At 45.2% G+C, this 10,755-nt stretch carries 10 protein-coding genes; 8 read left to right on the top strand and 2 right to left on the bottom strand.

Annotation, left to right across the window (positions count from 1 at the left end):
- Positions 1–367: 367 nt before the first annotated feature.
- Positions 368–928, bottom strand: a complete 561-nt coding sequence (locus L2755_RS18655; RefSeq protein ID WP_248982189.1) for a NapC/NirT family cytochrome c — start codon at positions 926–928, stop codon at positions 368–370.
- A gap of 383 nt (positions 929–1,311) precedes the next feature.
- Here L2755_RS18655 and L2755_RS18650 point away from each other — a divergent pair, with 383 nt between their 5' ends.
- The 8 genes from L2755_RS18650 to L2755_RS18615 all read left to right on the top strand — a co-directional run bounded on the left by L2755_RS18650 (position 1,312) and on the right by L2755_RS18615 (position 9,504).
- Positions 1,312–1,749, top strand: coding sequence for a hypothetical protein (locus L2755_RS18650; RefSeq protein WP_248982188.1), 438 nt, complete (start codon positions 1,312–1,314; stop codon positions 1,747–1,749).
- An 86-nt stretch (positions 1,750–1,835) separates the two neighbouring features.
- Positions 1,836–2,252 carry a DUF2057 family protein gene (locus L2755_RS18645; RefSeq protein ID WP_248982187.1) on the top strand — a complete coding sequence of 139 codons (417 nt, stop codon included), beginning with the start codon at positions 1,836–1,838 and terminating at the stop codon, positions 2,250–2,252.
- A gap of 112 nt (positions 2,253–2,364) precedes the next feature.
- Positions 2,365–2,781: a hypothetical protein gene (locus L2755_RS18640; protein ID WP_248982186.1), complete on the top strand. Its 417-nt coding sequence runs from the start codon at positions 2,365–2,367 to the stop codon at positions 2,779–2,781.
- A 127-nt stretch (positions 2,782–2,908) separates the two neighbouring features.
- Positions 2,909–3,325, top strand: coding sequence for a DUF2057 family protein (locus L2755_RS18635; protein ID WP_248982185.1), 417 nt, complete (start codon positions 2,909–2,911; stop codon positions 3,323–3,325).
- A 112-nt stretch (positions 3,326–3,437) separates the two neighbouring features.
- Positions 3,438–3,854 (top strand): hypothetical protein, encoded by a 417-nt coding sequence (locus tag L2755_RS18630; RefSeq protein WP_248982184.1) that lies wholly within the window; start codon positions 3,438–3,440, stop codon positions 3,852–3,854.
- 126 nt (positions 3,855–3,980) lie between these two features.
- The gene (locus L2755_RS18625; protein ID WP_248982183.1) at positions 3,981–4,523 is read left to right on the top strand and encodes a heavy metal-binding domain-containing protein; all 543 of its coding nucleotides are present in this window, start codon (positions 3,981–3,983) and stop codon (positions 4,521–4,523) included.
- Between the two features lie 24 nt (positions 4,524–4,547).
- Positions 4,548–6,338: an efflux RND transporter periplasmic adaptor subunit gene (locus L2755_RS18620; RefSeq protein ID WP_248982182.1), complete on the top strand. Its 1,791-nt coding sequence runs from the start codon at positions 4,548–4,550 to the stop codon at positions 6,336–6,338.
- 13 nt (positions 6,339–6,351) lie between these two features.
- Positions 6,352–9,504, top strand: a complete 3,153-nt coding sequence (locus tag L2755_RS18615; protein WP_248982181.1) for an efflux RND transporter permease subunit — start codon at positions 6,352–6,354, stop codon at positions 9,502–9,504.
- Positions 9,505–9,574: 70 nt separating this feature from the next.
- Here the strand turns inward: L2755_RS18615 and L2755_RS18610 are convergent, their stop codons facing one another.
- Positions 9,575–10,357: a VOC family protein gene (locus L2755_RS18610; RefSeq protein WP_248982180.1), complete on the bottom strand. Its 783-nt coding sequence runs from the start codon at positions 10,355–10,357 to the stop codon at positions 9,575–9,577.
- Positions 10,358–10,755 lie beyond the last annotated feature (398 nt).

Below are 10,755 nucleotides of genomic sequence, written 5' to 3'. Positions count from 1 at the left end.
CTAGGTGCTAGGTGCTAGGTGCTAGGTGCTAGGTGCTAGGTGCTAGGTGCTAGGTGCTAGGTGCTAGGTGCTAGGTGCTAGGTGCTAGGTGCTAGGTGCTAGGTGCTAGGTAGGGAATGTAGCGGTTAATCGACCTGCTTCAAGTTGTTTATTCACTTTTTAAGCTTTATATTTTTCCCTTTATCGGCTCTGATCCTGCTTCACCGGCTTTTCCTAGAACCTAGCTCCTTCCTTTCCATCTCAGCTCTACCCGACTATCACCAAAACCCAGACACAAAAAAGCCCCGAGATATCACTATCATGGGGCTTTAAGGTCTGAATGTTAGCTCATCTAACTAACATTCATAACGCTTGCTACTGCTTACCTTTATTTAACGTAAACGTGAGCAACACCTTTGTGACAATCTACGCAAGTCTTGCGCTTGTCGTCAGCTTTCTTAAAGTTGTTGGCGTGCATTCTCTTCGCCATCTTCTTCATCGCTTCAGGTTGGTTCTCGTAAATACGAGTATGGCAGTGCTGACAGTTAGCTGAATCTGTATCTTTAAAATACTTAAGCGCGTGATCAGCTTGCTCTTTACGGTTTTCATCTAACCATGCTTGAGTGTTGAAACCGTCAATAGTAAGAAAACCATATAGATCTTTAGATACAATGATTTTCTTAACTAAGTACTTAACAGGGTTGTGCGGTAAGTGACAATCTTGACACTGAACAGTAACACCTGCGCGTCCGGCACCGTGAGCAGAAGCCATAACTTCATCTTTCAATGAATGGTTGCTATGACAACTCATACAGAAGTTATCTGTACTTGTTGCATGTAAAGTTTGCTGTGTAGCAAAATAACCAACTACACCGACTACGATACCGACGACCAACAATGCCAGAATCGAAAATTTTGCGCTCGGTTTAAAAAGTGCTCGCCAGTTCATCACTCATCTCCAAATATTTAGTTTTTATATCGATGTAAGTTTAACTTCATCTCTATTTATGCGGTTTAGTATAAACCATATCCTACTGATTAATCTGGGACTAAAAGTGCAAAATGAGACATAGCTCTAACTCTCTCACCTGAATCAAAAATTGCTCATTATATATGCGCATTTACTAAAGTTAGCCTAAAGCCTTGTGTACTGCAAGGATTAGCGCTTATCAGCTTGATATTTCGATATATTAGAGTCCTTTTTGAAATTCTTTTATATGTAATAGTTAACTTAAACATCCATAAATATTAAAAAAATATTTATTGTCTGAAACTAATTGCCTAGTCCCTAGGTCTATCTGGTTACATCGTCATTATTTGGACTCGTTGAACATGTGGAAGCGCATCGCCTATTTAGCATTACTCATCTCACTGGTCGGGCAATTTTTGCTTTCACCAGCGATGGCTATGCCTAAATTTTTGCATGCCAGTTCACACGCTTCACAACATATTCAGCAAATCGAACAGGCTTCGCTACCGTTAGAGCAGGTGTTAATCAGTTCAATGGGCACGTCCAACCAAGAGACAAGCAGTTGCGGTAGTAGCATGCCAAGCATCAATGCCAGCACGGTAGATTGTGATGCATTGTGTGAAATATTAGCGGCGGGTGACTGTGTATCACACTACATTTCCACCCCGGCCATTATAGAGCAGGAGCAATTCAACCTCGCCGTTCAACAAACAGCACAGAGCCTACAAACCGCATTTTGGTCTCCTCAAACAGCGGAACAAGCGTCAATTAATCCACCGCCGATTAAACTCCAAGCTTAACCTCAAATCACACGCGCAATTAACAGCTAGGTTATTTGTCCATCGGACATTCAGCCCATGGTTACTGGTTTTATTTGGAGTTTATTATGAAAAAATTTATCAGCGTTATCGCACTTTCACTTGCCAGCTTTACCAGCATGGCAGCCTCCGTTTCATTCCCTGAGTCACTTGAAGTACTCGGAGTGAATGGTTTAAGCAATGTAGACGGTCGATACCTGCAATTAGATAACGGCCAAAATTTAATTGAACTGCAGTATCGCGATATTTTTGAATCCAATGCTGACGACTCAAACTGGGTTCGATCTGAACCGCTATATCTCTATATCGATCTAAAAATGGCTGAAAACTATAAGGCTGTCACCCCGAGCATTCTATCTGAAGAGGATGCTTACCAGTTTATCGACTCTCCTTATATTAAGTTAACCGATGCTAGCGGTAGCGAGAAACAGGTCCCATTGATGACTCATGGCCAACTGATGGCCAAGTTACTGCTGCAGAAATAGCAATCTAGCTTCCACTGCAGTTAACACATTGATAAAGTGGATTTGTGAACTTTATCAATGTGTAAATTTATTGCTGTGTTAGACTCATCACAGCGTATTACTTGGAACCATCATGTTTAGCATACTTCGCCGTCATACATTAATAGCCTTTACGCTACTCGCTTTGTTGAGTCAGCTAATGCTAGCTAATGGATCATTGATGGTATCGAATGCGATGGCTGACGATATGCCAATGATGAGCATGCAAGGTCAGACTGACGGCTATCCACAGCAAGTTGAAAACAACGCTCATTGCAGTGATTCTGCAGATAGTACACAAGTGTTTCCCAGCAACGCTGAGAGTTGCTGCAACGGCGAAGATTTCTGCCAGAGTGATTGTAATCATTGTTTAGTGATTTCAGTAACGGCTAGCTTGTTTAGTGTTCTGTCGTGGCCAGGCAGCAATATGTCCGATATAGCCATGGCCACTCCAATGCCTCATTTCCACTCCATCTCATTGCCACAAGATTTAAGACCTCCAATAGCGTAGATAAACCGAGACCTTAAGTCTCTGTACCTTCGAAACCGTTATTTCTTATTTAGCAATTCTTTAAGCCGTTAATTGTCTTGTGCGCTAGCACTTACAGCATTCGGCCATCTCTTTGATGGAGTTTATTATGAAAAAAATTATCAGCGTTATCGTACTTTCACTTGCCAGTTTCACCAGCATGGCAGCCTCTGTTTCATTCCCTGAGTCACTTGAAGTAATAGGGGTTAACGGCTTACACAATGTCGATAGCCGTGTGCTGCAGCTCGACAAAGGCCAAAATTTGATTGAGCTGCAATATCGCGATCTTTTTGAATCCAGTGCTGATGACTCAAACTGGGTTCGATCTGAACCGCTATATCTCTATATCGATCTAAAAATGGCTGAAAAATATAAGGCTGTCACCCCGAGCATTCTATCTGAAGAGGATGCTTACCAGTTTATCGACTCTCCTTATATTAAGTTAACCGATGCTAGCGGTAGCGAGAAACAGGTCCCATTGATGACTCATAGCCAACTGATGGCCAAGTTACTGCTGCAGAAATAGCAATCTAGCTTCCACTGCAGTTAACACATTGATAAAGTGAATTTGTGAACTTTATCAATGTGTAATTTTATTGCTGTGTTAGACTCACCGAAGCTTATTACTTGGAACCATCATGTTTAGCATACTTCGCCGTCATACATTAATAGCCTTTACGCTACTCGCTTTGTTGAGTCAGCTAATGCTAGCTAATGGATCATTGATGGTACCGAATGCGATGGCTGATGATATGCCAATGATGAGCATGCAAGATGGGACTGAATGCCACCAAGAGCAGATGGATAGCGACACTCATTGCTGCGATTCGGATGAGGATACGCAAATGCTTCCCGGCAACTCTAAGACTTGCTGCAACGGCAAAGGATCATGCCAGAGTGATTGTAACCATTGTTTGGTTATTTCAGTAACAGGAACCCTGTTTAGTGTTTTGTCATGGCCTGGCAACAGCACCTCCGATATTGCAACGGCCACTCTAATGCCTCATTTCCACTCTATCTCATTGCCACAAGATTTAAGACCTCCAATAGCGTAATCCGAGACGCCCTGTCTCTACATATTTAAAACGTTATTTATTCTTATTAAGCAATTATTTAAGCCGTTAATTGTTCTGTGCGCTAGCACTGACAGCATTCGGCCATCTCTTTGATGGAGTTAAGTTATGAAAACCTTTATTAGTATGGTACTCACTACCTTTTTATTTTTAACCTGGGCACCAGCTGTATCTGCTCATGCGCATGATAACGGCGCAGAGCAGAGCCAAAGCTATACTTGCCCAATGCATCCAGAAGTTACCGGCGTTGAGGGTGACTCTTGCCCTAAATGTGGTATGAACTTGGAAGCAGCAAAAGCCACTGGACATAACTGCGACTCTTGCCCAAACAAGGGAGAAAAAGCGCATCATAAGATGACTGCCGACACTCATGCGTGTCCAATGAACCCAGCAATTACCGGTAAAGAGGGTGATAGCTGCCCTAAATGTGGCATGAAACTGCAAGCCATTAATGCCGAAGCTAAAAGCTGCGACTCATGCCCTCACGAAGGTAAAGCTAAGCATCATAAGATGACAGCCGATACCCATGCGTGTCCAATGAATCCAGAGATTACGGGTAAAGAGGGTGATAGCTGCCCTAAATGTGGCATGGACTTAACGCCGATCGCTAAGAGCGAGAACGCCGACAAAAAAAGTCACATGCATCACTAATAGCTAGGGTGGAGATAAGGCATTATGAGTTTATTTAAATCAACACAGTTTCGTAAAAATGCAGTGTGTGTACTGAGCAGTTTATTGCTTGCCGCTACACCAATATTTAGCTATAGCCAAGCTTTAGCACAAGAACAAGCGCCACCGGCAACCCATAGTCAGCAACACAGTGCTGATTACTACTGCCCGATGCATCCAGAAGAGACCAGCCATGAGCCGGGTCGCTGCTCAAAATGTAATATGTTCCTAGTAAAAGATGAAGTATCCAATGAATCAGCAACGACTGATACTCTCGCGGCAGTAAGCAAAGATTACTACTGCCCGATGCATCCAAAAGAGACCAGCCATGAGCCGGGTCGTTGCTCAAAATGTAATATGTTCCTGGTAAAGGATGAAGTATCCAATGAATCAGCAACGACTGATGTTCTCGCGTCAGTAAGCAAAGATTATTACTGCCCGATGCATCCCGAAGTCACCAGCCATGAAGCGGGGCGCTGTCCAAAATGTAATATGTTCCTGGTCAAGGAAGAGGAGGAAGAAGCTCTCCCTGATGAACATGCAGGCCACGACCATACGGATCAAATGGACGTGAGCTCAGAACCAAAAACTAAAGCAGATAAGCTGCTAAGCCAGCCAAAGCCCATGTTAATGCCCGCCGCTCAATCAAGTGGTGATAGCAACATTAAATATGTCTGCCCCATGCATCCCCATGTGGTATCAGATGTTCCCGGTACTTGCCCAATATGTGGCATGAACTTAGAAAAGGTCACTGTCGGTGGGATTACTGAAGAGGTGGTTGTCGGCGTATCCGGCGGTATGCAGCAAGCGCTCGGCATGCGCAGCGAACAAGTCACTGAAGGGACTTTGTGGAAGCTGGTAAAAACCATTGGCACGGTACAATATAACGAAAATGCCATAGGTCACGCACACACCCGCGTTAGCGGCTGGCTAGAAACGTTAATGGTCCATACCGTGGGTCAACAGGTTAAAAAAGGACAGCTACTTTATGAGTTGTACTCTCCAGAACTGATTAATGCCCAAGATGATTACATGCAAGCTATCGATTACCTTAAACAAGATAGTCATCGTGGCAATGATCTACTTCGCAAAGCCCGCTTACGACTCGAACTACTGGGCGTCAGCTCAGGCACGATCAATCACTTAGAACGCACAGGGGAAACCGTTTATCGCGTCCCCTATTATGCCCAGCAAGATGGTTTTATCAGTCAATTGTCGGTTCGTCATGGCATGTATGTCCAACCCGGAAATACCTTATTTGAAATTGTTGACTTAAGCAGTGTGTGGGTGATTGCCGACGTGTTTGAAAACGAACAAAGTTGGCTTGAGCAAGGTCGACCAGTGGAAGTGACTTCCGCCTCACAAGGCTTGTTTGACTTGCAATCGACTATCGATTACATCTATCCAGAGCTAGATCCCGTTTCACGTGCGATGCGAGTTCGAATCAAATTGGAGAACACTGAAAAATTACTCAAACCCGGCACCTTGGTTGATGTAACACTCTTTGGTGGTCCGAAGAAAAACGTGCTGTCGATCCCAACCGAAGCACTCATTCTTACCGGCCGAGAAAATCGAGTCGTAGTGCAACGTGATGACAATCAATTTGCCTCTGTCAGCGTAAAAGTAGGCATGATCGCCCAAGGCAAAGCTGAAATCATTGAGGGACTGAATGCCGGCGATAAAGTGATTGTCTCTGGTCAGTTCTTGTTAGATTCAGAAGCCAGTATTCAGGGTAGCTTACAGCGTTTAAGTGGCAGCAATAGTAGCGTCACTGCCGATCCACACGCAAACCATTAATCGGAGGTAGACTATGTTAGAAAAAATTATTAGTGCCGCGATTAAACAGCGAGTGATGGTGTTAGTGCTTACTGCAATCATCGCCTTAATCGGCTACCAAGCGATGCGCATTACCCCACTTGATGCACTACCCGATCTGTCGGATGTGCAGGTGATTGTCAAAACCTCTTACCCAGGGCAAGCACCGCAATTGGTCGAAGACCAGATCACTTATCCATTATCGACTGCCATGCTAGCCGTACCAGGGGCGAAGACCGTCCGCGGCTTTTCAATGTTTGGTGACTCATACGTCTACATTATTTTTGAAGACGGCACCGATATCTATTGGGCACGCTCACGAGTATTAGAGTACTTATCGCAAACCCAAGGGCAATTGCCCGCCAGTGTGACACCAACCTTAGGGCCTGATGCCTCGGGCGTAGGCTGGGTATTTCAATATGCCTTGGTCGATCGCAAGGGTCAGCATGATCTAGCTCAATTACGCTCGCTGCAAGATTGGTTCTTAAAGCTTGAGCTACAAAGCGTTGAGGGGGTATCGGAGATTGCCACCATTGGTGGCATGGAACAGGCATATCAGATTATTGTCGACCCGCATAAACTCGCCCTGTATCAAATCGATTTGATGACGGTCAAAAATGCCTTAGACAATTCCAACAGCTCAACGGGCGGTTCTGTCATTGAGATGGCTGAAGCCGAATACATGATCACGTCATCGGGCTACCGCCAAACCTTGGATGACTTTGAAGAGATCCCACTGGGCATAGTGTCAGAATCTGGCATTCCGGTGTTGATGAAAGATGTCGCCCAGCTACGTACAGGTCCCGCCGCTCGCCGTGGTATCGCCGAGTTGGATGGGGAAGGCGAAGTGGTTGGTGGTATTGTGGTAATGCGCTACGGTGAAAACGCGTTGGCGACCATCAACAATGTGAAAGAGAAGCTGAAAGAGATTGAAAATGGTTTACCCGATGGGGTTGAGTTAGTGATCACTTATGATCGCTCTCAACTTATCCTCAATTCGGTTGATAACCTTATAGATAAAGTGCTCGAAGAGATGCTGGTTGTCGGTATTATTTGTCTCATCTTCTTGCTGCATGCCCGCTCGACACTGGTCGCCATTATCTCGCTGCCGATCTCAATACTCATCAGCTTTATCGTGATGAATATTATTGGCGTTAATGCCAACATTATGAGTCTTGGGGGGATCGCTATTGCGATTGGTGCCGTGGTAGACGCCGCCATTGTAATGGTCGAAAACACCCATAAACATCTAGAGCACTATCGCGACAAGCATAATGGTGAAGTGCCTACTGGCGATGCTCACTGGGAACTGGTTCGCAAGGCCTCAGTTGAAGTTGGACCGGCACTATTTTTCAGCTTGCTAATCATCACCTTAAGCTTTGTGCCGGTATTTGCACTTGAAGCGCAAGAGGGGCGTTTATTCCACCCCTTAGCCTTTACCAAAACCTTCGCAATGGCCGCCAGTGCAATATTGGCGATCACCTTGATCCCAGTATTAATGGGTTACTTTGTCCGTGGAAAAATACCCGACGAGCGCAAGAACCCCATCAGCCGAGTATTGATCGCGATATACGAACCCTTGCTACGTTTGGTATTACGCTTTCCTAAAGTGACGATTTTATTAGCGATGATTGCGCTTGGCAGTGCAGTGTACCCTATGACTAAGATGGGTAGCGAATTTATGCCTGAGCTTAACGAGGGTGACTTGCTCTACATGCCGACAACCTTGCCAAGCGTCAGTGCCGGTAAGGCAGCCGAGATCTTACAGCAGACAGATCGACTGATTAAAACCGTGCCAGAAGTTAAGCGGGTGTTTGGTAAAGTCGGCCGTGCGATGACGGCAACCGATCCTGCGCCGCTGACCATGCTGGAAACCACCATCATGCTCAACCCGCCAGAGACATGGCGTGAAGGGATGACACTTGAAGGGATCATTGCCGAACTGCAAAAAACCGTCAAGGTGCCAGGCATGACCAATGCGTGGGTACAACCCATCAAAACCCGTATTGATATGCTTTCTACCGGAGTGAGAACCCCTGTTGGCATCAAAATATCCGGCGCGGATATCGATGAACTACAGCGAATTGGTGCTGAGATTGAAGCTGTGGTCAGCAAACTACCAGGTACCGCATCGGCATTTTCCCAGCGAACCAGTGGCGGCCGTTATATCGATATTGAGCCAGATCTTAAAAATGCGGCTCGCTACGGTATGACGCTGAAAGATATCCAAGATGTGGTAAAAATGGCAATTGGTGGAATGCAAGTTGGCCAATCTATTCAGGGCCAAGAACGCTATCCAATCATTATTCGTTATCCCCGCGAGCTACGGGATAGCCTTGAAAAGCTCAAAGACTTACCGGTACTGACAAAAACGGGTAAGTACTTACCCCTAGGTAATTTAGCCAATATAACTGTTAGCGACGGCGCGCCAATGCTGGCCAGCGAAAATGGGCGCTTGATCAGCTGGGTGTTTGTTGATCTAAAGGACATCTCTATTGGTGAGTACATCACTACAGCAAGAGCTGCGCTTGATGAACAGATCCAGCTACCGCCGCGCTATAGTTACACCTTTGCCGGTCAGTATGAGTATATGCAGCGAGTCGAAGCCAAAATGCAGTTAGTCGTACCACTGATGTTAGCGGTTATTTTTATGCTACTGATGATGACTTTTAGCTCCTTTATACAAGCGTCGGTGATAATGCTCAGCCTGCCATTTTCGCTCGTGGGTAGTGCATGGCTATTGTACTTTTTAGACTTTAACTTCTCGGTGGCGGTATCGGTGGGCATGATAGCGCTTGCCGGTGTTGCAGCGGAGTTTGGTGTGGTGATGCAAGTCTATTTAAATAACAGCATCAGAGATCGTAAAGAAGCAGGACAATACAATAAACGCAGTGATCTATGCGAAGCACTGATCCATGGCGCGGTAATGCGTATTCGCCCTAAGGCCATGACTGTTGGTACTATTTTCTTCGGCTTATTACCGATCATGTGGGGCACAGGTACTGGTAATGAGGTGATGCAAAAAATCGCAGCACCTATGGTCGGCGGTATGATTACCGCACCATTACTGTCGCTATTTGTTATCCCGGCGATTTATCTACTTATCTATGGCAGAAACTTAGATAAAAGTACCCCAAGTAACAATTAATACTTTTGTGTATTTCAAAATTAAAAAGCACTGCATTTAGCAGTGCTTTTTTGATTTACTCATCGCAACACTAGGTACCCATTCTTAATTCAATAATAGAGAACACCGCCCCATTAGGATCATTGACCACTGAAAAACGACCCACGTTGGCAATATCGGTCGGGGGAACACAAATCGCACCACCAAGTTCAACCACCTGCTTTGCCTTTGCATTACAATCGTCGACGGTGAAATAACTCATCCAATGCGCAGGCATATCACCCCACTCTGATGTCATTTTCATCATCCCGCCAATATCTTGCGTACCCACTTGCCACTCGGTGTATTCCATATTTTCCATGTTAGATGCCTGAGAGCCCCAACCTAGCACTTTGCTATAAAAAGACTTAGCAGCTTCAGTCTGTCGACAAGCCAACTCAACCCAGCATAGCGTACCGGCTTCAGCCGCCCGCTGTGCGCCAATATGATCTTTTGCCTGCCAAAGGGCGAATTTTGCACCTTCTGGATCCAGAATGGCCGCCATTCGACCAGACTCACCAACATCGTGAGGCCCGAGTATAATTGTGCCACCAGCGCCTCTCACATCGACCAGCGTATTATCAAGATTGTCTACCGCAAAGTAGAGCAACCATTGGCTTAAATCACCCGCCTTGATCATCTCATCAGGCATTTGGTACATAGCACCTAAGTCATCACCTTCAAGGTTGAACATACTATAGCTACCTTGTGGCACTGGCAGATCAACAATATCCCAACCAAACAAGGCTCGATAAAAAGGCTTGCAGACAGTGATGTCTAACGATGCCAACTCAACCCAACAAGGTTGTCCTTGCAAATATTGATTCACTTTCATAGTCCGTTCCACTCAGCAAAAGATAACCTAATGAGTTGAGTTAAGACCCATATTGAGCCCATGTCCAACCTGAGAGCGTAAATGGTTATAACAGATTGGTAATTTCACTTTGCCAATGAATTACAGTTTTCTTTCATATTGCCGCTTATATACCCATCCTACTTGAAGATGCTCGTTTCAGAGGCGTTGTGCCAGTTCAATTCTAGGCGCACTTATGTAGAAATGGTTATTCCCTTTTAAGTTAGTGCTACACCGAAGTGGGCTTGCACAACGCCTTCTACGATGGGTTTTAATGGGCTTTACTCTGTGTTATTGATTTTACTAAGGGAACGACCATTAGTGGTAATCAATGCCTTGATTAAAGCTCATTTAATTCCCACTGAATCCTGCATCTTCAG

The organism is Shewanella abyssi (genome assembly GCF_023284025.1).
GTDB lineage: Bacteria > Pseudomonadota > Gammaproteobacteria > Enterobacterales > Shewanellaceae > Shewanella > Shewanella abyssi.
Note: the sequence above shows the minus strand (reverse complement) of the source record. Positions and strands in the feature narration are given on the sequence as shown.

What these genes read in the sequence shown, in the direction of transcription:
- L2755_RS18655 (WP_248982189.1), bottom strand. Translation starts at nt 928, where the DNA reads ATGAACTGGCGAGCACTTTTTAAACCGAGCGCAAAATTTTCGATTCTG.
- L2755_RS18650 (WP_248982188.1), top strand. Translation starts at nt 1,312, where the DNA reads ATGTGGAAGCGCATCGCCTATTTAGCATTACTCATCTCACTGGTCGGG.
- L2755_RS18645 (WP_248982187.1), top strand. Translation starts at nt 1,836, where the DNA reads ATGAAAAAATTTATCAGCGTTATCGCACTTTCACTTGCCAGCTTTACC.
- L2755_RS18640 (WP_248982186.1), top strand. Translation starts at nt 2,365, where the DNA reads ATGTTTAGCATACTTCGCCGTCATACATTAATAGCCTTTACGCTACTC.
- L2755_RS18635 (WP_248982185.1), top strand. Translation starts at nt 2,909, where the DNA reads ATGAAAAAAATTATCAGCGTTATCGTACTTTCACTTGCCAGTTTCACC.
- L2755_RS18630 (WP_248982184.1), top strand. Translation starts at nt 3,438, where the DNA reads ATGTTTAGCATACTTCGCCGTCATACATTAATAGCCTTTACGCTACTC.
- L2755_RS18625 (WP_248982183.1), top strand. Translation starts at nt 3,981, where the DNA reads ATGAAAACCTTTATTAGTATGGTACTCACTACCTTTTTATTTTTAACC.
- L2755_RS18620 (WP_248982182.1), top strand. Translation starts at nt 4,548, where the DNA reads ATGAGTTTATTTAAATCAACACAGTTTCGTAAAAATGCAGTGTGTGTA.
- L2755_RS18615 (WP_248982181.1), top strand. Translation starts at nt 6,352, where the DNA reads ATGTTAGAAAAAATTATTAGTGCCGCGATTAAACAGCGAGTGATGGTG.
- L2755_RS18610 (WP_248982180.1), bottom strand. Translation starts at nt 10,357, where the DNA reads ATGAAAGTGAATCAATATTTGCAAGGACAACCTTGTTGGGTTGAGTTG.